Source organism: Bradyrhizobium sp. RD5-C2 (genome assembly GCF_019972155.1).
Classification (GTDB): domain Bacteria; phylum Pseudomonadota; class Alphaproteobacteria; order Rhizobiales; family Xanthobacteraceae; genus Bradyrhizobium.
The window spans coordinates 31992-58235 of sequence record NZ_BOVL01000001.1 but is presented as its reverse complement, the minus strand read 5'-3'; the positions used below and the strand labels follow the sequence as shown (position 1 = coordinate 58235).

Here is a 26244-nt window from a genome sequence, read left to right as displayed (position 1 = left end):
GGCAGGACCAGCGCGCATGCAGCGCGTCCACGGCGGCGCGATCCGCAAAACCCGCAACACGTGCCGCAGAAATTTTTCCGGGTTGGTAAACATTTTCCGTCATCGCCGGGTCACGCCACGGATCGCAATTCGTGTCCGGTATGCCTACATTGCCGACATGAAAAAAATCGGATTCCTCTCGTTCGGCCACTGGACGCCCTCCCCGCAATCCCAGGCCCGCTCGGCCGCGGATGTGCTGCTGCAATCGATCGACCTCGCGGTCGCCGCCGAAGAGCTCGGCGCGGATGGCGCGTATTTTCGCGTCCACCACTTCGCCCGCCAGTTGGCCTCGCCCTTCCCGCTGCTGGCGGCGGTCGGCGCGAAGACCAGCCGGATCGAAATCGGCACCGCCGTGATCGACATGCGCTACGAAAATCCGCTCTACATGATCGAGGACGCCGGCGCGGCCGACCTGATCGCTCGAGGACGTCTGCAACTCGGCATCAGCCGCGGCTCGCCCGAACAGGTGATCGATGGCTGGCGCTATTTCGGTTATCAGCCGGGCGAAGGCGAGACCGACGCCGACATGGGCCGCCGTCATGCCGAGATCTTCCTCGATATGCTGCGCGGACAAGGTTTTGCGCAGCCGAATCCGCGGCCGATGTTTCCCAACCCGCCCGGCATGCTGCGGCTCGAGCCGCTTTCGGAAGGCCTGCGCGAGCGCATCTGGTGGGGCGCCGGTTCGAACGCCACCGCGGTCTGGGCGGCGAAGCTCGGGATGAACCTGCAGAGCTCGACGCTGAAGAGCGACGAGACCGGAGAGGCCTTCCATATCCAGCAGGCCGCGCAGATCCGGGCCTACCGCGCCGCATGGAAGGATGCCGGCCACACCCGCGAGCCGCGGGTCTCGGTCAGCCGCAGCATCTTCGCGCTGGTCGACGACCGCGACCGCGCCTATTTCGGCAATGGGCAGGAGGAAGACCAGATCGGCTTCATCGACGAACGGACGCGCGCGATCTTCGGCCGCGGCTACGCCGCCGAGCCGGACAAGCTGATCGAGCAGCTCAAGACAGACGAGGCGATCGCGGAGGCCGACACCCTGCTGCTGACCGTGCCCAATCAACTCGGCGTCGCCTACAACGCGCATGTGATCGAGAGCATCCTGACTCACGTCGCGCCCGCCATGGGATGGCGCTGATCACCACCGGAGGATGATGCAGCCTCGACCACTGCCGGCCGCTGTCACGTTCCGGCGGAACTCCGTTCTCAAACGCGGAGAACTACGGAAACATAAATGCGTGTTGTGAGAAGAACAGGTCGAGTACGGTTCGTTAGGCGCGCACGTTGCGTGAACAGACCGCCGTAATATCCCGGGATCATCGCGCGAAGCCCGTGCCGCGACGCGCGAGCGATAAATGCGCACCCGATCAAAACAATCGCAATGAGCGCGTCGTCTCAAATGAACGCGCGCAGGTGCGAGCGGAAACGGTCATCGCTCAGGCCTGCCAGGGCGCGCCGGTCCTGGCGCATAAAAGGGATTGACCAGGCAGGTTGCCGGAGCCCCCACGGCGCTCGCCTGGCACTCCTTCATCGACGTGAAGATGCAATCCATCCGGTCGCCGACCAGTTCACCGTAAACATGCAAGCAGACCGGATAGCGGGGATCATACATTTGTGCCGATGCCGGCTTCGTCATGCAAAGCACGCCCAGCGCGAGCAGCAGCGCTCCAAGCAACCTCACGTCAAGTCTCCCGCTATGGCAGCAAAATACATTATCTCGCCGACAACACCGTCCCGCGCAATTTAGCCTTGGGTTTGGCCTTGGGGCTGGAGCGGGCGAAGGGAATCGAACCCTCGTATGCAGCTTGGGAAGCTGCCGTTCTACCATTGAACTACGCCCGCGATCTCAATTGCTTGAGGTCGCCCCTCACGGGTGCGACCGCCGGACCATAGCCCGGGCCGAGGCAGAGGATCAAGCGTGCATTGACACCGATCATAGCAGCGCCACCCGCTACCAGCCCATCCTCACGAGCACGTCATTGATCACAAAGGGCGCAGCGGCGGATGCGTCGCAGCTTCCGCCGCGTGCATAGATGCAGGCATCGCTGAAGCCGACGCGGGCACAGCTTTGCCGTGAGAATTCCGCCGGCAGATCGCCTGCGGCCTCGGGCCGCGCAAGGATGCGGTTGAAGGCCGGCTTGGTCGCCCGCAGCAGCAGCGGCGGCAGGACCATCTCGGCGAGCGGATCGGCGGGCTGCAGCGCATAGAGCGGCACCGGGCCGACCAATCGTTCGCGCCCCGGCAATTGCTGGAAGCGAACGTCGTAAAGCGCAAGGCCGCACATCTGCGGATCGCTGCGCAACTCAGCCGCAAGCCGCGCAGCGCCGACGCCGCGCGTCCAGTACTCGCGCATCTCGTCGCTGGTGCCGGCCAGCGTCACTGACAGCAGCGCCCAGCCGCCGAGGACGATCGGCAATGCCCAGCGGCGCCACGCAACCTTCGTGCGCAGCCATTGAACCCAATCGGCCGATCCCAGCGCCGCGACGATGGTGAACAGCACCACGGACAGGAAGATGAAGCGGTATTCCTTGTGCGCGATCAGGCTGTGGAAGACGAGGTTGACCAGCGCCGCGGTCGCGAGCAGCGGTGCGTGCCGCCAGCCGCGCCAGATCGCAGCAAGAGGGAGCAGGATCGCCACCGACCACACGGTCATGAAGTCGATCAGATAGGCCGACGGCGGCGACACGCCGAATTCGATGGCGCGGTCGTGGACAAGGTTTTCCCTGATATTGGCGATCAGCCAGGCGAACGGCACGCTGCCATGCGCAAGGTCGATCGCGGCCGCGATCAACAGCGCAACGAGCCCGCCAGCGACCAGCGGAACCAGGTTTCGCCAGCGTGTCCAGCATGCCCCGAGGGCAAGCACGGCGATGGCGGGCGCAAACTGGAAGCGGCAGACAAAGGCGAAGGCGAGCATGGCGCCGCCGACCGCGAGACGCCGCGGCGACGGACCATCGGTGACCAACAGCGCCGCCGGAACGATCAGCGCTGTCGCCAGCGGCTCGCCCAATGTGTGTGGCGCGAGCATGATCAGTTCGAACCAGACCGTGGCCGCGAAGGCCGCGACGACGGCATGCGTTCGCGAGATCCGCGCGCCGAGCAACCAGGCGCTGACCACGATCGACAGCGACGCGCATGCGGCAATCAGACGCGGCACCAGGAACGCACCTGCGCCACCGGGCGCAATCGCATCACCAAGGGCAACCGGCCCGGCCATCAATGTCGGCAGCAACCAGCCGCGAATGCCGTCGCGCCATTCCCACGTCAAGATGCCGTCATGGCCGAGCATCCGCCACGCCGGTTCGAGATACTGATAGGTCTCGTCGGGATAGATCACGTTGGGCCAGACGGCGGCCGCAAGGCGCAAGACCAGCGCCAGCAGCAGCAACGCGAAGAGCGGGTGAACACGCCCGCTCGCACGCTCGACCATGCCTGCGCTGCCGGGCGCGGCTTCAGCGCTCGTGCTGGTCATCGTTCCGTCGATCGTCTTTTGGAGCAGCATGCCGGCGACCAGATAGCGGGCAAAGCCTTTAAGATGCGTGACCGGAGGATGCGTGACCGGACGTTGGCAAGGTCACACAGCATCGGTCGCGACATGCTTAACCAATCGTCAAGATTCCGGATGCGCCGCACCGCGACGATGCTATGCTCGCATGTGGGGGCGTCATGGCGGGGCGTGGGTACACCATTTTCGACACGGCAATCGGCCGATGCGGCATCGCATGGGGCGAAGCCGGCGTCGTCGGGGTCCAGCTTCCCGAGCTCCGCGAAATCGAGACCCGCAAACGGCTGTTCCAGCACTACCCCGACGCACGCGAGACGCGGCCCCCCGAGGAGATCGAGATCGCGATCGAGGGCATTGCAGCGATCCTGCGCGGCGACGATGCGGATCTCACGGGCGTTGCGCTCGACATGAGCGCCATCCCGGCCTTCAACCAGCGCGTCTATCAGACGGTCCGCCGCATTCCACGCGGCGAGACCCGGACCTATGACGAGGTGGCGAGCGCCCTGCGTGCGTCCGGTGCGGCCTATTCGGTGGCGCAGGCGCTCGGCCGCAATCCCTTCATGATCATCGTGCCCTGCCACCGCGTGCTCGAGGCGGGCCACTATGCCGACCGGATCTCGCTCAACGGCGGCAGCGTCTCCAAGCGGCGGCTGCTCTCGATCGAAGGCGCCCAGCCGACCATCAGCAAGACCCTGTTTGACGTACTGCTGCCCGTTGCGCGGCCCCGACCGCAAGCCTAAATCTGGGGTATGACGCGGACCACACTGTTGCAGCGCGATCGCATCACGGTGAACGAGTTTCGCTGCACGGCGGAGCCCGGCGACAAGCCGTTCGTCGAACAGTTCGCCTGCCACTCGGTGTCCTATGTGCGCAGCGGCAGCTTCGGTTGCCATTGCCGCGGCCGCTTCCATGAGCTGGTCGCAGGCTCGATTCTGGTCGGCCATCCCGGCGACGAATACACCTGCACGCACGACCATGTGGTCGGCGACGAATGCCTGTCGTTCTTCCTCGACCCGGAGCTGGTCGAGACCATCGGCGACCGCACCTCGGTCTGGCAGGTCGGCTCGGTGCCGCCGCTGCCCGAACTGATGGTGATCGGGGAGCTCGCCCAAACGGCGGCAGCTGGCAACAGCGACGTCGGCCTCGATGAGGTCGGCCATCTCCTCGCCAGCCGCCTTGTCGAGCTGGTGTCCGACCGCAAGGCGAAGCCCCTCACCGCCGGCCTGCGCGACCGCCGCCGCGCCGTTGAAGCGGCGCTGTGGATCGACGCCAATTCGCACCATCAGATCGATCTCGACGATGCCGCGGAGCAGGCCGGGCTCAGCACCTTCCATTTCTTGCGGTTGTTCTCAGCGGTGCTCGGCGTGACCCCGCATCAATATCTGGTGCGCTCGCGGCTGCGCCATGCAGCGCGACGGCTGGTGGATGACGACAGCCCGGTCACCGATATCGCCTATGACGTCGGCTTCGGCGATCTCTCCAATTTCGTGCGCAGCTTCCACCGCGCCGCCGGCGCCTCGCCGCTGAAATTCCGTCAGGCCTCCCGCGGCGACCGCAAGATTCTCCAAGAACGCCTTGCGCTGCAATAGCTAGGTTCTCCCGGTCCGCGCGTCCATCGACGCGCGCAACGACCGGAGACTCCATCATGTACGACCACATCGGATTGCGCGTCGCCGACCTCGACGCCAGCGTCCGCTTCTACACCGCGGTGCTGGCGCCGCTCGGCTTAGTGCTCTGCTCGCGCGACGACAGCGGCGCGGGCTTCGGCCCGAAAGGCGAGCCTGCGCTCTGGCTGCATCTGCACAAGGGCAAGGCGCAAGGCGGCGCGCACATCGCGTTCCGCGCCCCGAGCCATGACGCGATCAAGACATTCCACACCGAAGGCGTGAAGGCCGGCGGCAAGGACAACGGCGCGGCGGGCCATCGCAAGGACTACAGCCCGACCTACTACGCGGCGTTCCTGCTCGATCCCGACGGCAACAATGTCGAGGCGGTGTCGACCTAAACCTCAATCGTCATCCTGATTAAAGGACCACATTCCATGGCTTCAATTCACAAGGACATCCCGATCGACGCGCCGGCCGATCATGTCTGGGACGCACTGCGCGATTTCGGCGCGCTGCATACGCGGCTGGTGCCGGGCTTCGTCACCGACACGCAACTCGCCGGCGACGTCCGCACCGTCAGCTTCGCCAACGGCACCATGGCGCGTGAGACGCTGGTCGATTGCGACGACAAGCGACGACGTCTGGTCTATGCGATCACCAGCGAGCGGGTGAAGCAGCATTCCGCCTCGGTGCAGGTGTTTGCCGAGGGTGATGCGCGCTGCCGGGTGGTGTGGATCGCCGACGTGCTGCCGCACGAGATCGCGCCTTACATGGACGCGCAGATGGACCTTGGCGCCGCGGCGATGCAGGCCGCACAGTCCCAATCGGCCCGGGACAAGAACGCGGCGTAATCAATCCTGTCACCGTCCCCTGAGGTGCTCGCGAAGCGAGCCTCGAAGGGCGACGGCCCGACTTTTCCCACGGGCGTACGCTGAAGCTTCGAGGCCGTGCATCCTTCGAGGCTCGCTGCGCTCGCACCTCAGGATGACGGGTTTAATTGCCTAAGACAGCGCCGGCTGCGCCCCGACAACTGGGGCCGACTTGCCCCAGCGCGTCAGGATCACGCTGAGGCAGGAGAGCACGCCGAGCACGCCCATCGATGCGGCGGCGAGTGTAAAGAAATCTTGCGCACTCGCCTCATGCGTCGACAGCCACCAGCCGCCAGTGCCGATGAAGATCAGCCGCGCGGTCTGCGCCAGCACCGGACCCAGCACCTTCGCAGCGCCCTGCGAGGAGAAATACATCGACATTGCGAGGCCGATGAAGGCGTACATCGGCGCGGCGGTCGACAGGTACTGATGGCTGGTCGCCCGCACATGCGGATCGTTGGTGAACAGGTTGACCCAGAGGTCGGGGAAGGCGGCGATGAAGCTGCCGACCACACCGACCGCGAAGAACGACATCGTGCCCGCGGTCCAGGCGATGCGCCGGGCACGCGCGACGCGCTCGGCGCCGACGGCCATGCCGATCATCGGCACCGAGGCGATGCCGACCGCGAAGGCGACCGAGGTCAGCATGAATTCGAGCCGCGCGCCGATGCCATAGCCGGCAAGCACCGCGGTGCCGAACTGCGCCAGCATGTGGGTGAAGATCGAGATCGTCAGAACCGATTGCAGCGGCGAGAAGCAGGACACCGCGCCGACCCTGAGGATGTCGATGAACATCGCCCATTGCACGCGCAACCCCTTGAGTTTCGGCTTCACGCGGGCACGGCCCGAGAACAGATACCAGCCCATCACGCTGATGCTGATCGAATAGGCGATCAGCGAACCCGCCGCGACGCCGCGCATGCCGAATTGCGGCACCGGCCCGAGGCCGAGCCCGAGCGTGCCGCCGAGAATGATCTGGCACACCGCCGAGGACAGGATCATGGTCGACGGCAGCTTCATGTTGCCGGTGCCGCGCAGGATCCCGGCCATCGTGTTCATCAGCCAGGGCAGGATCGCGCCGCCGAAGAAGATCTGCGAATAGGCGATCGCATTCGCCAGCACGTTGCCGCGGCCGCCGAGCAATTCGAGCAGGCGCGGACCGAAGATCAGCATGCCCAGCATGAAGGTGGCACCGAACGTCAATCCGATCAGCAGCGCATGCATGGCAAGCGTCGAGGCGCGCTCGATCTCGCCGGCGCCGAGCGCGCGCGCGATCGCGGATGCGACGCCGCCGCCCATCGCGCCGCCGGACATCGTCATGGTCAGGATCACGCAGGGAAACACCAGCGCCATCGCCGCGAGCGATTCGACGCCGAGCCGGCCGATGTAGGAGGTCTCCGCGATCACCACGCAGGTGCCGGCGGAAAGCGCGATCACGTTCGGCCACGCCAGCCACAACAGCGTGCGCAAGATCGGCCCGTCGAGCAGCGCATTGCGCGCGGGTCTCGTCACCGGCGGCGGCAGCGGCCGTTCTTGTTCGTCGACAGGTATTTCGGCGAGGCCGAGGTCGGACATTTCCACTCCCACGCGCGATCTGGGGAGCCGCGCCATGGTGTTTCCCTACCATGGCGAACGCGGATTCCACGTGCGCGGGACGCAAGGGGGGCCTGCGTGATTGCAGGTGAACCTCTGGTCTAGCCGATCGACCAGACGAACGGCGCGCCGGCGGCGCCATTCGGCTTCAGATGCACCGGAATATGGCGTCCGCAGCCGGCCGCCAGCCCTTCAAGCAGACCCGTCAGAACGCTGGCGCAGGCCGGATGATAATCGGCCACATCGGCCATCAGTTTCCAGCCCTGCTGGCGGATCTCGAACTGGCCCTCGGACCCGCTGATCTCAGCGACATCATCCTGCGACTCGAAGAGAGTGCGCAGAAATGCGGCAAATTCCGTGGCACGGCCACGACCGCCGCCGAGCGCCTGCGCGACCTCGTCGAAATACTGCATGCCAATCAGCTTGCCGGTGAGATGCAGCAGATAGCTCGCGTCCTCAGGCCCGAACACCTGCACGATGACGGGCGCGGCGGTCTTCACATATTCCATCGCGTAGTTGCGATAGGCCTTTTCCAGTCGCGGCTTCGGCCAGTTGTCGACCGGCAGCGCCGGCGCGGTCTTCGGGTCGAACAGCGGCGCCTCGAGGTGGCGCGCGAACACCAGGCGCTGGTCGAGTTCGAGCGGATGATCGTATTCGCAGTAATAGCCCTCGAGCCCGTCCTGGCCGTCGACGCTCTGCTTGGTGCAGACGAAGCCGAGCCTGAGATCGCCGAGCGCGACACCGTTGTTGGCGTGCCAGCCGCGCAGCATCGCGCGCGAGACCTCGCCGGGCACGCCGCAGATCGCCGTGCCCTTCCAGATCCAGCGCGGCGGCGGATAGCGGATCCAGGCCTTGCGGTCGCTCTCGACCATGTATTCGACATGCACGCCGCCGATCCAGTTGGAGAGATAGTGATACTGCGCGGCCGCGACCGCAGGCGGCAGGCCGTCGAGGCCGAGCTTCTTCAAGCCGGGCAGGAAGCGCTCCTGCTGCTGGCGGCGAAACACGCGGAAGACGAACTCGGCGGCATCGGCGGTGCCGCGCCGCGTCACCACGGTGAGGATCAACCCGGTGAAGAAGGCGTGATAGAGATCGGCGACGCTGCGCCACTTCCGCCACTGCGCTTCTTGCTGCGCTGAATCTGTTGCGGCGCTCATGTTCGCTCCCGGCTTGTTGTTTTCTGGACTGTGTCATCACGGGCGCGGCGACGCAACCAAACCCAAGCGCGGTGTCATCGCCCGACTTGATCGGGCGATCCAGTATTCCAGAGACAGTCGTTGTCGATCGAGAGGCCGCGGCGTACTGGACTCCCCGCTTTCGCGGGGAATGACAGCGGAGGACGACGCGAAATCCGGACTACGGAATTACACGCGAAAATGCTTGGAGAGCTTCAAGCCCTGCGCCTGATAGTTCGAGCCGATGCGCTGGCCATAGAGCGCGTCCGGGCGCTCGAGCATGCGTTCATAGACGAGGCGGCCGACGATCTGGCCATGCTCGAGAATGAACGGCACCTCGCGCGAGCGCACTTCAAGCACGGCGCGCGCGCCCTTGCCGCCGGCGCCGGCATAACCGAAGCCGGGATCGAAGAAGCCGGCATAGTGGACGCGGAATTCGCCGACCAGCGGATCGAACGGCACCATCTCCGCGGCGTAGTCCGGCGGCACCTGCACCGCCTCTTTCGACGCCAGGATGTAGAACTCGCCGGGATCGAGGATGAGGCTGCCGTCGGGCCGCGCCTTGATCGGCTCCCAGAATTCCTCGACCGAATAGCCGCCGCGACGATCGACATCGACCACGCCGGTGTGGCGCTTGGCGCGATAGCCGACGAAGCCGCCCGAGTTCTCGCCGGAGAGATCGACCGACAGCGCGACGCCGTGGGTGAGATCGGCATTGTCCGCATCCACCAGCCGCTCGGCGGCATGCAGCGCATCGAGCTCGTCCGCGGTCAGGGTCGCCTCGCCGATCCGGAAACGGACCTGGCTGAGCCGCGAGCCCTCGCGCAGCAGCACGGGAAACGTCTTCGGCGAGATCTCGGCGTAGAGCGGACCGTGATAGCCGGCACCGATCATGTCGAAGCGGCGGGTGCCGTCGGCGATCACGCGGGTGAACACGTCGAGCCGTCCGGTCGAGCTCTTCGGATTGGCCGCGGCCACGATCTCCGGCGGCAGCGCCAGGCTCTCCAGCAGCGGCACGATGTAGACGCAATTGGTCTCCAGCACCGCGCCGTCGGAGAGATCGATCTCGTGCAGCTTGAGCTGGTCGATCCGCTCGGCGACGGTGGCACCGGGGCCCGGCAGGAAGCTGGCGCGGACGCGGTAGGCGATGTCGCCGAGGCGGAGATCGAGGCTCGCCGGCTGGATCTGGCTCTCGACGAAGTCGTAGGCGGGCAGAATGAGGCCGGCCTCCGCCATCTCCGCGATCATGCGGTCGGGGAGGATTCCGTTGGATTCATCTTCCAGCGTGAACGACACGTCGCGGTCCCTCGGCGATCCCTCGAGATGGCCCAAAATCATACTCTGAGCGGCCACCAAGCCCCAAATTATGGGCTTTTACGGGTTATCCGATGACCGTCTTGACGGAAAGGGCGCGAGGGAATATCAGCTGCACTTATCCCGTGGTGATTTGAGCCGGCCGGCTTGCAGCCACGTTAAATAAGTCGCTAAACAGGCCGGGGACAGTGTGATCCCGGCTTGTGGAGGTTTCTCCAGGCCGGTTTTTTTGTGGCCAATTTCCGAGGGAAATGGCCACTTCGGAGGTCACATGTCTGAATCCAAGTCTTCTGAATCCAAGTCTACTGCCCACTTCCGTCCTGAAACCCGCCTCGTCCATGGCGGCACGCTCCGCTCGCAATTCGGGGAGACGTCGGAAGGGCTGTTTCTCACCCAGGGCTATGTCTACGACACCGCCGAGCAATGCGAGGCGCGCTTCAAGGGCCAGGATCCCGGCTTCATCTATTCGCGCTATTCCAACCCGACCATTGCGATGTTCGAGCGCCGCATGATCGAGCTCGAGGGCGCGGAAGCCGCGCGCTCGACCGCGACCGGCATGGCCGCGGTGACCACCGCGATCCTCGCGCCGCTGAAGGCTGGCGATCACGTGGTGGCGTCGAAGGCGCTGTTCGGCTCCTGCCTCTATGTCGTGCAGGACCTGTTGCCGCGCTACGGCATCGAGACGACGCTGGTCGACGGCCTCGATCTCGACCAGTGGCAGCGCGCCTTACGGCCGAACACCAAGACCTTCTTTCTCGAAAGCCCGACCAATCCGACGCTCGACGTGCTCGACATCGGCGCGATCGCAGAGATCGCGCATAGCGGCGGCGCCCGGCTGATCGTCGACAATGTGTTCGCGACGCCGATCTGGCAGAGCCCGCTGTCGCTCGGCGCCGACGTCGTGGTCTATTCGGCGACCAAGCATATCGACGGCCAGGGCCGCTGCCTCGGCGGCGTCATCCTGTCGTCGGAAGCTTTCATCGCCGAGCACATCCACAATTTCATGCGCCAGACCGGCCCGTCGCTGTCGCCGTTCAACGCCTGGGTGCTGTTGAAGGGACTCGAGACGCTCGGTATCCGCGTCCGCGCGCAGACCGAGAACGCGGCGAAGATCGCCGAGGCGCTGGCCAACCATCCGAAGATCACACGGCTGGTCTATCCCGGCCGCCCCGATCATCCGCAGGCCGACACAGTGAAGAAGCAGATGGGCGCCGGATCGACGCTGGTCGGCTTCGAGGTGAAGGACGGCAAGGCCGGCGCCTTCCGCTGCCTCAACGCATTGAAGATCTCGCGCATCTCCAACAATCTCGGCGATGCCAAGAGCCTGGTGACGCATCCCGCGACCACGACGCATCAGCGCCTGGCGCCGGAGGCCCGCGCCGAGCTCGGCATCAGCGAAGGCTTTATTCGTTTCTCGGCCGGGCTCGAGCACCCCGACGATTTGATCGAGGATTTTGAGCGCGCGCTGGAGCAGGTTTGAGGCGAACACGCGTCGTGGCCGGGCTAACCCGGCCACGATGGCTTCTCTTGAGAACTACGTCGCAGCCGTCGTCACGCCGCCGTCGACCACGATGGTCTGGCCGGTCATGAAGGTCGAGGCATCGGAAGCGAGATAGGCCACCGCGCCCGCGATCTCGTCGGGCTCGCCGATGCGGCGGAGCGGTGTCGATGCGGTGCGGCGCTTCAGATTGTCCGGATCCTCCCACAGCGCGCGGGCGAAATCGGTCTTCACCAGACCCGGCGCCACGCAGTTGACGCGCACGCCCTTCGGGCCCCATTCGCCGGCGAGGCTGCGGCACAGCGCGAAGTCGGCCGCCTTGGAGATGCCGTAGGCGCCGATCACCGTAGAACCACGAAGTCCGCCGATCGAGGAGATGATCACGACCGAGCCCTTGCCGCGTTCCGCCATCTGCGGGATCGCCAACGCGGAAAGCCAGATGTTGCTCTTGACGTTCGAGCCCATGATCTTGTCGAAGGCCTCGTCCGTGATGTCGAGCAGCGGGCCGTAATACGGATTGACCGCAGCGTTGCAGACCAGGATGTCGATCTTGCCGTAGTGCTTGATCGTGCCTGAGATCAGACCCTCGACCTCCGCGCGGCGCGCGATGTTGCAGGGGATGACGAGCGCGTCACCGCCCTCTTTCTTGATGCCGTCGGCGACCTCCTGGCAGGCATCCGCCTTGCGCGAGGAGATCACGACCTTGGCGCCGAGTTTTGCCAGCAGCTCCGCCGAGGAGCGGCCGATGCCGCGACTCGAACCGGTCACGACTGCGACCTGGCCGGTGAGATCGAACGGGGTGTTTTTCATTGTTGTTGCCTCCCTGAGGTTCACACGTCATTCCGGGGCGCGAACACAGTCGCGAACCCGGAATCCAGAAGTTGTGGCGCGAGATTCCGGGTTCTCGCTTCGCGAGCCCCGGAATGACGGCGGCAACTACGCCAGCAACCCGCCGCCCTCGCTGACGCGACGGAGGTGGTAGTCGGTGTCGCCGAGCGTGTTCTCGATCATGGTCAGCCGCTTGAAGTAGTGGCCGATCTTGGCTTCCATGGTCATGCCTATGCCGCCATGAAGCTGGATCGACTGCTGGCCGACGAACTTCAGGGACTTGCCGACCTGCACCTTGGCGGCCGCGACCGCGGACGAGCGCTCCTTGGCATCGCTGAAGTCCGACGCCATGGTCGCGAACATCGACATGCTGCGGGCCTGCTCCAGCGCCACGAACATGTCGGCGGCGCGATGCTGCAGGCTCTGGAACGAGCCGATCGCAACGCCGAACTGCTTGCGGGTCTTGATGTACTCGACGGTCTCCTTCAGCGACTCGTCCATCGCGCCGACGGCTTCCGCGCACAGCGCAATGCGGGCTTCGTCCGCGACGCGCTCGATCAGAGGCAGGCCGTTCTCGGGATCGCCGATCGCAGCATCCGCACCGACCTCAACATTGGTGAAGGTGATGTCGGCCGCGTGCAGGCCGTCCTGGGTGGGATAGCCCTTCCTGGTGACGCCCTTGGCGTCGGCCGGAACCAGGAACACGCCGATGCCGGTCTTGTCGCGCTGGCCGCCCTTGGTGCGCGCGGTCACGATCAGCGTGTCGGCGTTCTCGCCGTTCAGCACGACGAACTTCTCGCCGTCGATCACCCAGCCGTCGCCCTTCTTCTTCGCCGTGGTCACGACGTCGAACAGGTCGTAGCGCGAGTTCTTCTCGAGCTGCGCAAAGCCGAAGGTCTTGCTGCCGTCGATGATGCCGGGAATGTACTTGGCCTTCTGGTCGGCCGAGCCGCCATGGCGCAGGAAGCCGCCGGCGACCACGACGGTGGCGAGATAGGGCTCGACCACCAGTGACTTGCCGAGCGCTTCCATCACGATCATGGTCTCGACCGCGCCGGCGCCGAAGCCGCCGTCGGTCTCGGCGAAGGGCAGACCAAGCAGGCCCTGCTCGGCGAGCTTGCCCCAGAGCGCTTTGCTCCAGCCGCCCTTCTCCTTCATGTACTTCTTGCGCGCATCGAAGTCGTAGGCATCCGCCAGCAAACCGTCGACGCTTTCCTTGAGAAGCCGCTGCTCCTCGGACAGATCAAAATCCATGTTCGTTCCCTATTGTCAAAGTGCTGATGCTATCCGCGGCGTCATTCCGGGATGGCCCGAAGGGCCAGGCCCGGAATCCATACTCCCGATGGTGGTTATGGCTTCCGGGCTCTTTGCTACGCGAAGTCCCGGAATGACGATAATGGTGAGGCCTACAGCCCCAGCACCGCCTTGCTGATGATGTTGCGCTGGATCTCGTTGGAGCCGCCGTAGATCGAGACCTTGCGGTTGTTGAAGTAGCTCGGCGCGATCTGCGCGGTCCAATCCATGCTCTCGTTCGAGCCGGCATCGCCGTGCTCGTCATAGGGCGCGGCGAACGGACCGATGATCTCCATCAGCAGCTCGGTGGTGGTCTGCTGGATTTCCGAGCCCTTGATCTTGAGCACCGAAGAAGCCGGATTCGGCTTGCCCTTGCCGTGCTTGCCTTCGTCGGCAACGACGCGGAGCTGGGTCAGCTCGAGCGCCTTCAGCTCGATCTCACAGGCTGTGAGCTTCTCGCGGAACGCCGGATCCTCGATCACCGGACGGCCGCCGGACTCGACCTTGGAAGCCAGCGCGCGGATGCGGCGCAGCCGCTCCTTCGAGACGCCGACCCGGGCGATGCCGGTACGCTCATTGCCGAGCAGGAACTTTGCGTAATCCCAGCCCTTGTTCTCTTCGCCGATCAGGTTTTCGTAGGGCACCTCGACGTCGTCGAAGAACACCTCGTTGACCTCGTGGCCGCCGTCGATGGTCTGGATCGGACGGACGGTGACGCCCTTCGACTTCATGCTGAACACGATGAAGGAGATGCCCATCTGCTTCTTCGCGTTGTTGTCGGTGCGGCAGAGGCAGAAGATCATGTCGGCGTGCTGGGCGAGCGTGGTCCAGGTCTTCTGGCCGTTGATGATCCACTTGTCGCCACGGCGCTCGGCCTTGGTCTTCAGCGAGGCGAGGTCCGAACCCGAACCCGGCTCCGAGAAGCCCTGGCACCACCAGTCGTCGACACTGGCGATGCGCGGCAGATATTCCTTCTTCTGCTTCTCGTTGCCGAAGGTGTAGATGACAGGGCCGACCATGCTGACGCCGAAGGCGAGCGGCTGCGGCGCCGGATAGGACTGCAGCTCCTCGTTGAAGATGTAGTGCTGCACGGTGGTCCAGCCGGTGCCGCCATATTCCTTCGGCCAGTGGGTGACGCCCCAGCCCTTCTTGTTGAGGATGCGCCACCAGGTGACCATCTCGTCCTTCGACAGATGGCGGCCTTCCTGCAGCTTGCGCCGAGTCTCCGGCGGCACGTTGTTCTTGAAGAACTCCCGTACCTCCTCGCGAAACGCTATCTCTTCCCTGGTGAAAGCGAGATCCATCGGATCCTCCTTTTTGAAGTTCAACTTCCTCGTCATTCTCGGTGTCGTCCCGGCAAACGCCGCGACGACGGATTCATTGCACCATATCGTCGATCAAGAGCGCGATCCTGATGCGGTTTGTTGCGTGGTTTGAGATGTCTTCGGCTGCTGCTGCCGCAATTCATGGCGCGACAGCTTTCCGACCGGCGTACGCGGCAGTTCGTCGACGAACTCGACCGCCGCCGGCAATTCATGCTTGCCGACCTTGCCGGTGAGGAATGTGCGCAGCTCGTCGATCGAGAACACTTTCTCGCCGTCGCGCAGCTTGATGAAGGCCTTTGCCGCCTCGCCGCGGTAATCGTCGAGAATGCCGATCACGATCACTTCCTGCACGGCGGGATGCGTGTAGATCGCCTGCTCGATCATCTGCGGATAGACGTTGAAGCCGCCGGAGATGATCATGTCCTTCTTGCGGTCGACCAGATAGAAATAGCCGTCCGTGTCCATGTAGCCGATGTCGCCGGTCAGGAAGCGGTCGCCGACGAAGGCCTCCGCGGTCTCCGCCGGCCTGTTCCAATAGCCTTTGGTGACGTTCGGGCCGCGGATGCGGATTTCGCCGACTTCGCCGACCGGCATCACCTTGGTGGAATCCTCCAGCGACACCACGTCCATCTCGATGCCGGGCAGCATCAGTCCGATCGAGCCCGGCTTCTCCGGCCCTTCCTTGGGATGGCCGGTGCCGGGCGAGCAGGTCTCGGTCATGCCCCAGCCGCTCTTCAGCTTCATACCGACGCGGCGCTCGAAGATCTTGGCGACCTCGACCGGCAGCGGCGCGCCGCCGGAGCCGGCGACCACGAGCGAAGAGAGATCGCGCTTGTCGAGGTCGGGCAGCGAGGCGATCGCGATCCACATCGTCGGCACGCCGGGAAACACCGTCGCGCGCTTGACCTCGATATCGCGCATCACGGCCTCGACGTCGAAGCGCTGATGCAGCGAGATCAGATGGCCGCGCCGGATCACCGACAACAGCACGACGGTCAGCGCATAGATATGAAACAGCGGCAGCACGCAGATCACGCGCTCGATCGCGTTGCGTTCGAGCCGCCCCGGCTTGCCCCAGACGTCATAGATCGACACCGCCGCGGTGAGATTGCCGTGGCTGAGCATCGCGCCCTTGGGCAGGCCCGTGGTGCCGCCGGTATATTGCAGCAGCGCGACGTCCTCGACGTCGACCGCGGGCCATTGCGACGGCTTGACTGCGCCGTCGATGAATTGCCGGCGGGTGATGATCGCGGGATTGTCAGGCAACGCGGTCTGCGGTGTGCCGACCTTGCCCCAATTGTCATCCTCGCAAACGATCAGGCGATCGAGCAGACCCTTGGCGAGGAATTTCAGCGCGGTCGGCAACAGCGCCGACAGGTTGCTGGTGACCAGCACGCGTGCGCCTGAATCGGAGAGCTTGTGCGACAGCGCGATTTCACCGTCGAGCGGCGACAGATGCACGACGCGGGCGCCGGCCTTCAGCGCGCCGAAGAAGTTGATCGGGTGATCGGGCGAGTTGCCGAGAAACAGCGCGACCGAGGTGCCCTTGCCGTAGCCGGCCCGCATGAACGCGGCCGCCGCGGTCTCGACCAGGGCTTCGAGCTCGCTGTAGCTGATCTGCCGGTCGCGGAATTCGAGCACCGGACGCGTGCCGAACTCGGCGGCGGCATTCGAGAGCAGGTCCGGCAGGGTGCCGCGCCTGATCTCGTCGCTCCACTGCACGCCCTTGGGATAATATTGTTCGCCGGGATAGGTCATGGAAACGTTAAACACCTGTTAGGTGAGCAGCGGCGCGTGGGCTCCCCTCCCCCTTGTGGGGAGGGGTTGGGGAAGGGGGTTCACACGGGCAGTGCCGATGCGGCCACCCCTCTCCCTAACCCTCTCCCACAAGGGGAGAGGGAACCCGAACACCGAGCAACTGGCGCCAAGAAAGATCACGCCGCCTTCGACGCGGCGGCGAGCGAGGCGAAGGTCTTGCCTTCGTCGGCGAGCTTCTTGAGCAGCGGCGCCGGCTCGAGCGATGGATCGTTGGTCTCCTTGGCGTAGAAGGCCAGGCGATCGGCGATGTGCTTGAGGCCGACGGTGTCGGCCCAGAACATCGGGCCGCCGCGATAGATCGGCCAGCCATAGCCATAGAGCCAGACCACGTCGATGTCAGACGGACGCGCCGCGATGCCCTCGGCGAGGATCTTCGCGCCTTCGTTGATCATCGGGTACATCATCCGCTCGAGGATCTCGTCGTCGCTGACGACGCGCTTCTTGCGGCCGAGGCGCGCCAGCGTCTCGTCGATCAGCTTCTCGACCTCCGGATCGGGCAGCGCCGCGCGCGAGCCCTGCTCGTACTTGTAGTAGCCCTTGCCGGTCTTCTGGCCGAAGCGGCCGGCTTCGCACAGTGCGTCCGCGATCTCCGACTTGATGCCGCGGTCCTTGCGCGAGCGCCAGCCGATATCGAGACCGGCGAGATCGCCCATCGCGAACGGGCCCATCGGCATGCCGAACTTGGTGACGACTGCGTCGACCTGCTGCGGCAACGCGCCTTCGAACAACAGCTTCTCGGACTGCTTGCCGCGTTGCGCCAGCATGCGGTTGCCGACGAAGCCGTCGCAGACGCCGACCACGGCCGGCACTTTGGCGATTTTGCGGGCGATTGAAACTGCAGTCACCAGCGCGTCGGGCGCGGTCTTGTCGGCGCGCACGATCTCGCACAGCTTCATGACGTTGGCCGGCGAGAAGAAGTGCATGCCGAGCACGTCCTGCGGACGCTTGGTCGCCTGCGCGATCTCGTCGATGTTGAGGTAGGAGGTGTTGGAGGCCAGCACCGCGCCCGGCTTGGCGTACTGATCGAGCTTGCCGAACACTTCCTTCTTGACCGCCATGGTCTCGAACACCGCCTCGATCACGAGATCGGCGTCGCCGATGTTCTCGATGCCGACGACGCCGTTGATCAGCGCCATGCGCTTGGCGGGCGCGTCCGCCGGGATGCCACCGCGCGCGGCGGTCGCCTCGTAGTTCTTCTGCATGATGCCCAGGCCGCGCTTGAGCTGCTCCTCGCCGGTCTCGATCAGCGTGACCGGGATGCCGGCATTGGCGAACGACATCGCGATGCCGCCGCCCATCGTGCCGGCGCCGAGGATGGCGACGCGCGCCACGTTGCGGCCCTTGGTTCCCTCGGGAACGCCGGAGATCTTGGCGGCTTCACGCTCGGCGAAGAACGCATAACGCTGCGCCTTGGACTGTTCGCCGTTCATCAGCTTGAGGAAGCCCTCGCGCTCCTTCTTCAGGCCCTCGTCGAACGGCAGGTCGATCGCGGCGCCGACGGCATCGGCGGCAGCGAACGGCGCCTCGAGGCCGCGCGACTTCTTGGTCAGCGCAGCGACGGCATTGGTGAAGATCGAACGGTCGGCCTTGGCCGCCGCGAGCTTAGAGTCGTCATCGCGCAGCTTGCGCAGCGGGCGCTTCTCGGCGACCACCTTGCGCGCAAATGCCTCACCGCCCGACGCCGGACCCTCGACGATCTCCTCGATCAGGCCGGCCTTCAGCGCGGCATCGGCGCTGATCGGATCACCGCCGACGATCATCTTGACCGCGAGCTCGGGACCGACCGCGCGCGGCAGGCGCTGGGTGCCGCCGGCGCCCGGCAGCAGGCCGAGCTTCACCTCGGGCAGGCCGAGCTTGGCGTCCTTGGTGGCGACGCGATAGTGGCAGGCCAGCGCGACCTCGAGGCCGCCGCCGAGCGCGGTGCCGTGGATCGCGGCAACGATCGGCTTCGGCGAACTCTCCATCAGGCTCAGCACTTCGGCGAGACCGGGCGGCTTCGGCGGCTTGCCGAATTCGGTGATGTCGGCGCCGGCGATGAAGGTGCGGCCGGCGCAGGTCAGCACGATGCCCTGGACCTGCGCATCATCGATCGCGCTCTTGATGCAATCGAAGATGCCGCCGCGCACGGCGGCGCTCAGCGCGTTCACTGGCGGACTATTAACCGTGACGACGGCAATATTGTCATGACGTTCGAGCTTGACGACTTCACTCACCGGGACTCTCCCTGGATGCTTGTTCTTGAATTTGCGTTGAGTAGCTGCACGACTTGCGTCGAGCCGCTAGATTAGACCAATTTCGCACTGCGAAATTTAATTCCACATCTTGACACGGAGGGTTATTTTGAAGCACGAGCCTTGTCAACGAGCATGACAAGGGTAGGGAATGAAGCGCGCCAGCAAGAAAGCAGCGACCGATCGCAATTTCGTCGTCGCGCTTTCCCGCGGATTGGATGTCCTGCGTGCATTTCAACCCAATGACGGGCTGCTCGGCAATCAGGAGATTGCAGCCCGCACCAAATTACCGAAGCCAACCATTTCCCGGCTGACCTACACGCTGACCAAGCTGGGATACCTTACACCTGTACCGAAATTCGAAAAGTATCAGCTTGCACCGTCGGCGATGGCGCTCGGCTATGCCGCACTCGCCAATCTCGGCGTTCGGCATTTGTCCGAGCCGTATCGAGAGGAAGTGATGCGCGCGACCGGCGGCGCGGTCGCCGTCGGCGGCCGTGACCGTCACAGCATGATCTATTTCGGCCAGAGCCGGAACGGCCTGGCGCTCGGCGTGCAGCTCGACGTCGGCTCGCGGGTGCCGATCGCGACCACCGCGATGGGGCGTGCCTATATTTGGGCATTGCCACCCGAAGAGCGTGCGGCTCTACTACGCGAGCTGCGGGATCACTATGGCAGCCGCTGGGCCAAGATCCGCGACGGCATCGAGCGCTCCGGCGAGACGGTGGCGAAGCACGGCTTCACACTGTCCACTGGTGACTGGCAGGACGACGTCGCCGCGGCCGGCGTTGCATTGAAATTGAACGACGGAACCGGTCCTTACGCCTTCAATTGCGGCGCGCCCGCATTCCGCTTCACGGAAGATAGATTACTCAACGACATTGGACCTCGCCTTGTCGCGATGGTAAGGAACATCGAGCAGGCGCTCGGTGGAATAGCGCCGCAATCCAAAAAAGAACAAAGCAAAAAGTCTAGAGTAGGAGGGAAAGTTGCACGTTTGGCCGAGGGGATCAGATAGCTTCCATCGCGTCCGGCGAAATCCATCGCAGGGCCGCTCGCACCGCTCAGAGATGGCGGGCGAGACGAGATGACGCAGGCACAGCTCGCGCAGGGGAATGATCCTCTGCTCGCGGTTCGCGACGTCAGCGTCGTGTTCGGCGGCATCATCGCATTGAATGGCGTGTCGTTCGACATGCGCCATGGGCAGATCCTCGGCCTGATCGGACCGAACGGCGCCGGCAAGACGACGCTGTTCAATTGCCTGTCGCGGCTCTACCAGCCGTCGTCCGGCGATATCCTGATGGAAGGCAAGAGCATTCTGTCGCGGCCGCCGCACCGGATTGCCGAGATCGGCATTGGCCGCACCTTCCAGAACGTCGCGCTGTTTCCCAATCTGTCCGTGATCGACAATGTGCGCGTCGGCGCCCATGCCCGCACCTCGAGCGACATCGTCAGCGACTCGCTGCGCCTCGCCTGGGTTCGCCGCGGCGAGAACGACATGAACAAGAAGGTGCACGACATCCTCGGCTATCTCGATCTCGAGGACGTCGCCCACACCGTGGTCTCGGGACTTCCCTTCGGCACCCAGAAGCGCGTCGAACTGGCGCGCGCCTTGGCATCAGATCCGAAGATCCTGCTGCTCGACGAGCCGGCCGGCGGCCTCAATCACGAGGAAGTCTACGTGCTCGGCGACCTGATCCGCAAAATCCGCGATGACCGTAAAATTACGGTGTTGCTGGTCGAGCATCACATGGGTCTCGTGATGTCGATCGCCGACCACGTCGTCGCGCTCAATTTCGGCCGCAAGCTGGCCGAAGGCACGCCGGCCCAGGTCCAGGCCGACCCCGACGTCATCAAGGCTTATCTGGGGAGCAAGGACCAATGACAGCGATGCTCAACGTCAAGGACCTGCGCGCCTATTACGGTCAGGTCCAGGCCCTGCACGGCCTCAGCTTCTCGCTCAACGAGGGTTCGCTGACCACCCTGCTCGGCGCCAACGGCGCCGGCAAGACCACCACGCTGCGGGCGATCTGCAACATGGTGCGTTCGACCGGCGCGATCGAGTTCGAGGGCAAGCCGATCGGCACCCGTTCCACCGAGAACGTGGTCCGCCTCGGCATCGCCCATGTGCCGCAGGGCCGCGGCACCTTCACCAACATGACGGTGGAGGAAAATCTTCAGCTTGGCGCCATCAGCCGCTCCGACAAGAACGCCATCGGCGCCGACATCGAGCGGATGTACGAACATTTCCCGGTGCTGAAGCAGCGCTACACCCAACAGGCCGGCACGCTGTCCGGCGGCGAGCAGCAGATGCTCGCGGTGGCGCGCGCGCTGATGCTGCGGCCGCGCCTGATGCTGCTCGACGAGCCGTCATTCGGCCTCGCGCCGCTGATCGTGCGTGACCTGTTCCGTATCCTCGGCAAGATCAATCGCGAGGAAAAGGTGACCATCCTGGTGGTCGAGCAGAACGCGCAGCTCGCGCTCGAGCTCGCCGACCAGGCCTATGTGATCGAAACCGGACGGATCGTGATGTCGGGCAATGCCAAGGACATCGCGAACAACGAAGACGTCCGCAAATCCTATCTCGGCTACTGAGGAGCTGGCACAATGGAGCTTTTTGCCAACCAGGTCCTGGCCGGCATCGCCACGGGCGCGATCTATGCCTGCATGGCGCTCGCGGTCGTGATGATCTACCAGGCCATCGACCATCTGAATTTCGCCCAGGGCGAAATGGCGATGTTTTCGACCTTCGTGTCCTGGCAACTGATGCAATGGGGCGTGCCATATTGGGGCGCCTTCGTGCTCACCGTCGCCTTTTCGTTCGCCGCCGGCATCGTCATCGAGCGGTTGCTGTTCAAGCCGCTGGCCAAGGCCCCGATCCTGACCAACGTCGCCGGCTTCATCGCGCTGTATGCGATCATCAACTCGGTCGCTGGTCTGATCTGGGACTTCACCATCAAGCAATACCCGACGCCGTTCGGCTCCTCGCCGTTCCTCGGCAGCCAGCTGATCTCGACCCACCAGGCCGGCATGATCGGCATCACGCTGCTGATGTTGGCGCTGCTGTTCTTCTTCTTCCGCTTCACCCGGGTCGGCCTGGCGATGCGGGCGGCCGCCTCGCTGCCTGAATCGGCCCGGCTGGTCGGCATCAACACCTCCTGGATGATCGCGCTGGGCTGGGGCATGGCGTCCGCGATCGGCTCGATCGCCGGCATGATGATCGCCCCTGTGGTGTTCCTAGAGCCGAACATGATGCTCGGCGTGCTGATCTACGGATTTGCCGCGGCCGTGCTCGGCGGCCTGACCTCACCGTTCGGCGCCGTGATGGGCGGCTTCCTGGTCGGCATCTTCGAGAACCTCGTCGGCACCTACATCCCCGGCGTCGGCAATGAGCTGAAACTTCCGATCGCGCTTGCGCTGATCATCGTCGTCCTGGTCGTCAAACCGGCAGGCCTGTTCGGCCGCGCCATCGTGAAGCGAGTTTGATCATGAGCGCCGTTGAAGAAATCGTCACAGAAGCCCCCGCCGTCGAGGCTGTGCCCAAGCGTGCCATGACGCTGGGCTACGGCACCTCGCTGGTCGTGCTTGCCGCGCTGATCCTGATCCCGCTGTTCGTGAAGAACTTCATCATCTTCCAGATGACGATGCTTCTGATCTACGCCCTTGCGGTGATGGCGCTCAACATCCTGACCGGCGGAAGCGGCCAGTTCTCGCTCGGCCAGAGCGCGTTCTACGCCGTCGGCGCCTATACGTCGGCGATCCTGATGGAGCATGCGGGCATGAACTATGCCCTCACGCTGCCGGTCGCCGGCATCGTCTGCTTCGGCTTCGGCTTCCTGTTCGGCCAGCCGGCGCTGCGGCTATCCGGCGTCTATCTGGCGCTTGCGACCTTTGCGCTCGCCACCGCAATGCCGCAGCTGCTCAAGCTCGGCTATTTCGAGCACTGGACCGGCGGCGTGCAGGGCCTCGTGGTCACCAAGCCGGATGCCCCGTTCGGGCTGCCGATGGGGCAGGACATGTGGCTCTACTACTTCACACTGGCGGTCGGGATCGCGATCTACATCGCCTCGGTGAACCTGCTGCGCTCGCGTTCCGGCCGCGCCTTCATGGCGATCCGCGACAACGAGATCGCGGCTTCCGCGATGGGCGTCGACGTCGCGCTGTACAAGACGCTGGCGTTCGGCGTCTCGGCCGGCATCACCGGCGTTGCCGGCGGTCTCGGCGCCATCGCGGTGCAGTTCGTGGCGCCCGACGGCTACACCATCCAGCTCGCGATCTCGCTGTTCCTCGGCATGGTGGTCGGCGGCGTCGGCTGGCTGCCCGGCTCGATCGTCGGATCCGCCTTCATCATCTTCGTGCCGAATATCGCCGAAGGCATCTCGAAGGGGCTTTCCGGCGCGGTGTTCGGCGTGTTGCTGTTCCTCGTCATCTTCCTCGTGCCGCACGGCGCCAGGCAGGTTGCGATCGTTGCCCAGCAACTGGCCGCAAAGCTCAAGAAAAACTAAGAATCTTTAGAACCAAACCAGGAGACATTATGCTTTCTACCGTTCGGATCGCCGCGATTTCCGCGGCGATCGTCGCTGTTGCCGCGACGTCCACTGCCGCATTCGCCCAGAAGAAATACGACACCGGCGCAAGCGATACCGAGATCAAGGTCGGCAACATCATCCCCTATTCGGGACCAGCCTCCGCCTACGGCGTGATCGGCAAGACCGAAGAAGCCTACTTCAAGATGATCAACGACCGCGGCGGCATCAACGGCCGCAAGGTCAATTTCGTCAGCTATGACGACGCCTATTCGCCGCCGAAAGCGGTCGAGCAGGTGCGCAAGCTGGTCGAGAGCGACGAAGTGCTGCTGGTCTTCAACCCGCTCGGCACGCCGTCCAACACCGCGATCCAGAAATACCTGAATTCCAAGAAGATCCCGCAGCTGTTCGTCGCCACCGGCGCCACCAAGTGGAACGACCCGAAGAACTTCCCGTGGACCATGGGCTGGCAGCCGAGCTACCAGAGCGAAGCGCAGATCTACGCCAAGTGGCTGATGAAGGAGAAGCCCGACGCCAAGGTCGCGATCCTCTATCAGAACGACGATTTCGGCAAAGACTACCTCAAGGGCACCAAGGACGGCTTTGGCGCCAAGGGCGCCTCCAGCATCATCATGGAGGAGAGCTATGAGGTGTCCGAGCCGTCGATCGACGGCCACATCGTCAAGATCAAGGCCGCCAATCCCGACGTGCTGCTGATCTACACCACGCCGAAGTTCGGCGCGCAGACCATCAAGAAGACCGCCGAGCTCGGCTGGAAGCCGCTGCAGATTATCACCAACGTGTCGGCCTCGGTCGGCAGCGTGATGCAGCCGGCCGGCTTCGACAACGCCCAGGGCGTGCTGTCGGCGGCCTATGCCAAGGACGGCGCCGACTCGCAGTGGAACAACGACCCCGGCATGAAGAAGTGGTCGGAGTTTCTCGACAAGTACATGCCCGGCGCCGACAAGACCGACGGCGGCTATGTCTACGGCTACGGCGCCGCGCAGACGCTCGCCAAGGTGCTGGAAATGTGCGGCGACGACCTCACCCGCGCCAACGTCATGAAGCAGGCGGCGAGCCTGAAGGACTTTACGCCCGACACCCTGCTGCCCGGCGTCAAGATCAACACCTCGGCCACCGACTTCGCCCCGATCGCCCAGTTGCAGATGCAGCGCTTCAAGGGTCAGAAGTGGGAACTGTTCGGTGACATCATTTCCGGCGACGTCCCCACCGAGTGACGTTGCACTGCGGGAATAAAACAACAGCCTCCGCGATCTCCGTCGCGGGGGCTTTTTGTTGACGCCCCGCGCCGATGGTATTGAATACTGCAAACTAAGAACCCGAGGTGGGGAAACCATGACTGCCGCACGTCCGTCCCTGACGGCGCTCTTGGCCGCATCGGCTCTGATCCTGACGAGCTGCAATGTCGCGCAGGCGCAGGAGAAATACGACACCGGGGCCAGCGACACCGAGATCAAGATCGGCAACACCGCGCCCTACAGCGGCCCGGCCTCGGCCTATGGCGTGATCGGCAGGACCGAGGCGGCCTACTTCAAGATGATCAACGAGTCCGGCGGCATCCACGGCCGCAAGATCACGTTCATCTCCTACGACGACGGCTACTCGCCGGCCAAGACGGTGGAGCAAACCCGCAAGCTGGTTGAGGACGATGAGGTCCTGCTGCTGTTCGGCTCGGTTGGTACAGCAACCAACGCTTCGATCCGGAAGTACATGAACGAGAAGCAGGTGCCGCAACTGTTCGTCGGTTCCGGCGGCTCCAAGTGGAACGACCCCAAGAACTATCCCTGGACCATGGGCTGGCAGCCGTCCTACCAGGACGAAGCGCGGGTCTACGCAAAATACATCATGAAGCACAAGCCCGATGCCAAGGTTGCGCTGCTCTACCAGAACGACGATTTCGGCAAGGACTACCTCAAGGGCCTGAAGGATGCCTTCGGCGACAAGGCCTCGATGATCGTCGCCGAAGAGGCTTACGAGACGTCGGAGCCTGCGATCGACAATCACATTGTCAAGCTGAAGGCCGCCGGCGCCGACACCTTCATCAGCGTCACGTCACCGAAATTCGCGGCGCAGGCGATCAAGAAGGCCGCCGAAATCGCGTGGACGCCCTTGCAATTCGTCGCCAATGTCTCGGCCTCGGTCGGCGGCGTCATGCAGCCGGCCGGCTTCGAGAACGCGCAGGGCATCCTGTCGGCGTCCTATCTCAAGGACGGCGCCGATCCGCAATGGGACCAGGATCCCGGCATGGAGAAATTCCTTGTCTTCCTCAAGAAGAATTATCCCGACGCCAACAAGCTCGACGGCGCCACCTCCTACGGCTACGCCGCCGCACAGACCATGGCGCAGGTGCTGGAGATGTGCGGTGACGACCTCACCCGCGCCAACATCATGAAGCAGGCCGCGAGCCTGAAGGATTATGTCCCCGGCACGCTGCTGCCGGGCATCAGCATCAACACGTCGGCGACCGACTTCGCGCCGATCAAGCAGTTGCAGCTGATGCGCTTCAAGGGCGAGAAGTGGGAGCTGTTCGGCGACATCATCTCGAGCGGGCTCAGCAACTAGGACGACGCACGACCTCCATCGCAAACGCTTCGCGTGTGTT

General features: G+C 64.4%; 23 protein-coding genes, 1 tRNA gene and 1 riboswitch. Of the genes, 13 read left to right on the top strand and 11 right to left on the bottom strand.

The window, feature by feature from the left end; translation table 11 throughout:
- Nucleotides 1-157: 157 nt before the first annotated feature.
- Entirely contained in the window at nt 158-1177 is a 1020-nt protein-coding gene (locus tag BraRD5C2_RS00300) for an LLM class flavin-dependent oxidoreductase (RefSeq protein ID WP_223966019.1), read from the top strand.
- A gap of 291 nt (nt 1178-1468) precedes the next feature.
- Here BraRD5C2_RS00300 and BraRD5C2_RS39610 read toward each other — a convergent pair whose 3' ends face one another.
- From BraRD5C2_RS39610 to BraRD5C2_RS00285, 3 genes are all read right to left on the bottom strand, one after another.
- The gene (locus tag BraRD5C2_RS39610) at nt 1469-1675 is read right to left on the bottom strand and encodes a DUF3551 domain-containing protein (RefSeq protein WP_374707940.1); all 207 of its coding nucleotides are present in this window, start codon (nt 1673-1675) and stop codon (nt 1469-1471) included.
- Between the two features lie 132 nt (nt 1676-1807).
- Nucleotides 1808-1881, bottom strand: a tRNA-Gly gene (locus BraRD5C2_RS00290).
- Nucleotides 1882-1990: 109 nt separating this feature from the next.
- Complete coding sequence (locus BraRD5C2_RS00285) at nt 1991-3541, bottom strand: glycosyltransferase family protein (protein WP_223966017.1); 1551 nt, start codon at nt 3539-3541, stop codon at nt 1991-1993.
- A gap of 164 nt (nt 3542-3705) precedes the next feature.
- Here BraRD5C2_RS00285 and BraRD5C2_RS00280 point away from each other — a divergent pair, with 164 nt between their 5' ends.
- Genes BraRD5C2_RS00280 through BraRD5C2_RS00265 form a run of 4 tightly spaced genes read left to right on the top strand, consistent with a single transcriptional unit; the run spans nt 3706 to nt 6002 of the window.
- Nucleotides 3706-4284: a methylated-DNA--[protein]-cysteine S-methyltransferase gene (locus tag BraRD5C2_RS00280; RefSeq protein ID WP_223966015.1), complete on the top strand. Its 579-nt coding sequence runs from the start codon at nt 3706-3708 to the stop codon at nt 4282-4284.
- A gap of 9 nt (nt 4285-4293) precedes the next feature.
- Nucleotides 4294-5133 carry a helix-turn-helix transcriptional regulator gene (locus tag BraRD5C2_RS00275; RefSeq protein WP_223966013.1) on the top strand — a complete coding sequence of 280 codons (840 nt, stop codon included), beginning with the start codon at nt 4294-4296 and terminating at the stop codon, nt 5131-5133.
- A gap of 56 nt (nt 5134-5189) precedes the next feature.
- The gene (locus BraRD5C2_RS00270) at nt 5190-5549 is read left to right on the top strand and encodes a VOC family protein (RefSeq protein ID WP_223966011.1); all 360 of its coding nucleotides are present in this window, start codon (nt 5190-5192) and stop codon (nt 5547-5549) included.
- 36 nt (nt 5550-5585) lie between these two features.
- Nucleotides 5586-6002, top strand: coding sequence for an SRPBCC family protein (locus BraRD5C2_RS00265; RefSeq protein ID WP_223966009.1), 417 nt, complete (start codon nt 5586-5588; stop codon nt 6000-6002).
- A gap of 150 nt (nt 6003-6152) precedes the next feature.
- On the opposite strand, the gene BraRD5C2_RS00260 is transcribed toward BraRD5C2_RS00265, so the two are convergent.
- The 3 genes from BraRD5C2_RS00260 to BraRD5C2_RS00250 all read right to left on the bottom strand — a co-directional run bounded on the left by BraRD5C2_RS00260 (nt 6153) and on the right by BraRD5C2_RS00250 (nt 10084).
- Nucleotides 6153-7595 (bottom strand): MATE family efflux transporter, encoded by a 1443-nt coding sequence (locus BraRD5C2_RS00260; protein ID WP_223966007.1) that lies wholly within the window; start codon nt 7593-7595, stop codon nt 6153-6155.
- A 119-nt stretch (nt 7596-7714) separates the two neighbouring features.
- Complete coding sequence (locus BraRD5C2_RS00255; RefSeq protein ID WP_223966005.1) at nt 7715-8770, bottom strand: hypothetical protein; 1056 nt, start codon at nt 8768-8770, stop codon at nt 7715-7717.
- 207 nt (nt 8771-8977) lie between these two features.
- Entirely contained in the window at nt 8978-10084 is a 1107-nt protein-coding gene (locus BraRD5C2_RS00250; protein WP_212319760.1) for a 2'-deoxycytidine 5'-triphosphate deaminase, read from the bottom strand.
- Between the two features lie 133 nt (nt 10085-10217).
- Nucleotides 10218-10297: riboswitch (SAM riboswitch) on the top strand.
- A gap of 76 nt (nt 10298-10373) precedes the next feature.
- Between BraRD5C2_RS00250 and BraRD5C2_RS00245 the strand changes: the two genes are divergently transcribed.
- Nucleotides 10374-11582, top strand: coding sequence for an O-succinylhomoserine sulfhydrylase (locus BraRD5C2_RS00245; protein ID WP_223966004.1), 1209 nt, complete (start codon nt 10374-10376; stop codon nt 11580-11582).
- A 54-nt stretch (nt 11583-11636) separates the two neighbouring features.
- Here the strand turns inward: BraRD5C2_RS00245 and BraRD5C2_RS00240 are convergent, their stop codons facing one another.
- The 5 genes from BraRD5C2_RS00240 to BraRD5C2_RS00220 form a co-directional block, all read right to left on the bottom strand.
- Nucleotides 11637-12410 carry an SDR family NAD(P)-dependent oxidoreductase gene (locus BraRD5C2_RS00240; protein WP_223966001.1) on the bottom strand — a complete coding sequence of 258 codons (774 nt, stop codon included), beginning with the start codon at nt 12408-12410 and terminating at the stop codon, nt 11637-11639.
- A 126-nt stretch (nt 12411-12536) separates the two neighbouring features.
- Nucleotides 12537-13682, bottom strand: a complete 1146-nt coding sequence (gene pimD / locus BraRD5C2_RS00235; protein ID WP_223965999.1) for a pimeloyl-CoA dehydrogenase small subunit — start codon at nt 13680-13682, stop codon at nt 12537-12539.
- Nucleotides 13683-13834: 152 nt separating this feature from the next.
- On the bottom strand, nt 13835-15025 hold the full coding sequence (gene pimC / locus BraRD5C2_RS00230) for a pimeloyl-CoA dehydrogenase large subunit (RefSeq protein WP_223965997.1): 1191 nt from the start codon (nt 15023-15025) through the stop codon (nt 13835-13837).
- A gap of 93 nt (nt 15026-15118) precedes the next feature.
- Entirely contained in the window at nt 15119-16804 is a 1686-nt protein-coding gene (gene pimA, locus BraRD5C2_RS00225) for a dicarboxylate--CoA ligase PimA (RefSeq protein ID WP_223965995.1), read from the bottom strand.
- Between the two features lie 176 nt (nt 16805-16980).
- Entirely contained in the window at nt 16981-19077 is a 2097-nt protein-coding gene (locus BraRD5C2_RS00220) for a 3-hydroxyacyl-CoA dehydrogenase NAD-binding domain-containing protein (protein WP_223965993.1), read from the bottom strand.
- A 169-nt stretch (nt 19078-19246) separates the two neighbouring features.
- On the opposite strand from BraRD5C2_RS00220, the gene BraRD5C2_RS00215 reads away from it, so the two are divergent.
- The 7 genes from BraRD5C2_RS00215 to BraRD5C2_RS00185 all read left to right on the top strand — a co-directional run bounded on the left by BraRD5C2_RS00215 (nt 19247) and on the right by BraRD5C2_RS00185 (nt 26204).
- Nucleotides 19247-20113 (top strand): IclR family transcriptional regulator, encoded by an 867-nt coding sequence (locus tag BraRD5C2_RS00215; RefSeq protein WP_223965991.1) that lies wholly within the window; start codon nt 19247-19249, stop codon nt 20111-20113.
- A gap of 69 nt (nt 20114-20182) precedes the next feature.
- Complete coding sequence (locus BraRD5C2_RS00210) at nt 20183-20980, top strand: ABC transporter ATP-binding protein (protein WP_223965990.1); 798 nt, start codon at nt 20183-20185, stop codon at nt 20978-20980.
- Complete coding sequence (locus tag BraRD5C2_RS00205) at nt 20977-21690, top strand: ABC transporter ATP-binding protein (protein WP_092119454.1); 714 nt, start codon at nt 20977-20979, stop codon at nt 21688-21690. The genes BraRD5C2_RS00210 and BraRD5C2_RS00205 overlap by 4 nt, the downstream gene beginning before the upstream one ends.
- A 12-nt stretch (nt 21691-21702) precedes the next feature.
- The gene (locus BraRD5C2_RS00200; protein WP_163160471.1) at nt 21703-22581 is read left to right on the top strand and encodes a branched-chain amino acid ABC transporter permease; all 879 of its coding nucleotides are present in this window, start codon (nt 21703-21705) and stop codon (nt 22579-22581) included.
- Between the two features lie 2 nt (nt 22582-22583).
- Complete coding sequence (locus BraRD5C2_RS00195) at nt 22584-23600, top strand: branched-chain amino acid ABC transporter permease (RefSeq protein ID WP_223965988.1); 1017 nt, start codon at nt 22584-22586, stop codon at nt 23598-23600.
- Between the two features lie 29 nt (nt 23601-23629).
- On the top strand, nt 23630-24859 hold the full coding sequence (locus tag BraRD5C2_RS00190) for an ABC transporter substrate-binding protein (protein ID WP_223965985.1): 1230 nt from the start codon (nt 23630-23632) through the stop codon (nt 24857-24859).
- A 118-nt stretch (nt 24860-24977) separates the two neighbouring features.
- Complete coding sequence (locus tag BraRD5C2_RS00185) at nt 24978-26204, top strand: ABC transporter substrate-binding protein (RefSeq protein WP_223965983.1); 1227 nt, start codon at nt 24978-24980, stop codon at nt 26202-26204.
- Nucleotides 26205-26244 lie beyond the last annotated feature (40 nt).

Coding starts and splice junctions, on each gene's coding strand:
- BraRD5C2_RS00210 (WP_223965990.1), top strand. CDS start 20,183: ATGACGCAGGCACAGCTCGCGCAGGGGAATGATCCTCTGCTCGCGGTT.
- BraRD5C2_RS00190 (WP_223965985.1), top strand. CDS start 23,630: ATGCTTTCTACCGTTCGGATCGCCGCGATTTCCGCGGCGATCGTCGCT.
- BraRD5C2_RS00270 (WP_223966011.1), top strand. CDS start 5,190: ATGTACGACCACATCGGATTGCGCGTCGCCGACCTCGACGCCAGCGTC.
- BraRD5C2_RS00255 (WP_223966005.1), bottom strand. CDS start 8,770: ATGAGCGCCGCAACAGATTCAGCGCAGCAAGAAGCGCAGTGGCGGAAG.
- BraRD5C2_RS00185 (WP_223965983.1), top strand. CDS start 24,978: ATGACTGCCGCACGTCCGTCCCTGACGGCGCTCTTGGCCGCATCGGCT.
- BraRD5C2_RS00280 (WP_223966015.1), top strand. CDS start 3,706: ATGGCGGGGCGTGGGTACACCATTTTCGACACGGCAATCGGCCGATGC.
- BraRD5C2_RS00240 (WP_223966001.1), bottom strand. CDS start 12,410: ATGAAAAACACCCCGTTCGATCTCACCGGCCAGGTCGCAGTCGTGACC.
- pimC (WP_223965997.1), bottom strand. CDS start 15,025: ATGGATCTCGCTTTCACCAGGGAAGAGATAGCGTTTCGCGAGGAGGTA.
- BraRD5C2_RS00200 (WP_163160471.1), top strand. CDS start 21,703: ATGGAGCTTTTTGCCAACCAGGTCCTGGCCGGCATCGCCACGGGCGCG.
- BraRD5C2_RS00285 (WP_223966017.1), bottom strand. CDS start 3,541: ATGCTGCTCCAAAAGACGATCGACGGAACGATGACCAGCACGAGCGCT.
- BraRD5C2_RS00275 (WP_223966013.1), top strand. CDS start 4,294: ATGACGCGGACCACACTGTTGCAGCGCGATCGCATCACGGTGAACGAG.
- pimD (WP_223965999.1), bottom strand. CDS start 13,682: ATGGATTTTGATCTGTCCGAGGAGCAGCGGCTTCTCAAGGAAAGCGTC.
- pimA (WP_223965995.1), bottom strand. CDS start 16,804: ATGACCTATCCCGGCGAACAATATTATCCCAAGGGCGTGCAGTGGAGC.
- BraRD5C2_RS00265 (WP_223966009.1), top strand. CDS start 5,586: ATGGCTTCAATTCACAAGGACATCCCGATCGACGCGCCGGCCGATCAT.
- BraRD5C2_RS00300 (WP_223966019.1), top strand. CDS start 158: ATGAAAAAAATCGGATTCCTCTCGTTCGGCCACTGGACGCCCTCCCCG.
- BraRD5C2_RS00195 (WP_223965988.1), top strand. CDS start 22,584: ATGAGCGCCGTTGAAGAAATCGTCACAGAAGCCCCCGCCGTCGAGGCT.
- BraRD5C2_RS00245 (WP_223966004.1), top strand. CDS start 10,374: ATGTCTGAATCCAAGTCTTCTGAATCCAAGTCTACTGCCCACTTCCGT.
- BraRD5C2_RS00215 (WP_223965991.1), top strand. CDS start 19,247: ATGAAGCGCGCCAGCAAGAAAGCAGCGACCGATCGCAATTTCGTCGTC.
- BraRD5C2_RS39610 (WP_374707940.1), bottom strand. CDS start 1,675: ATGACGAAGCCGGCATCGGCACAAATGTATGATCCCCGCTATCCGGTC.
- BraRD5C2_RS00260 (WP_223966007.1), bottom strand. CDS start 7,595: ATGTCCGACCTCGGCCTCGCCGAAATACCTGTCGACGAACAAGAACGG.
- BraRD5C2_RS00205 (WP_092119454.1), top strand. CDS start 20,977: ATGACAGCGATGCTCAACGTCAAGGACCTGCGCGCCTATTACGGTCAG.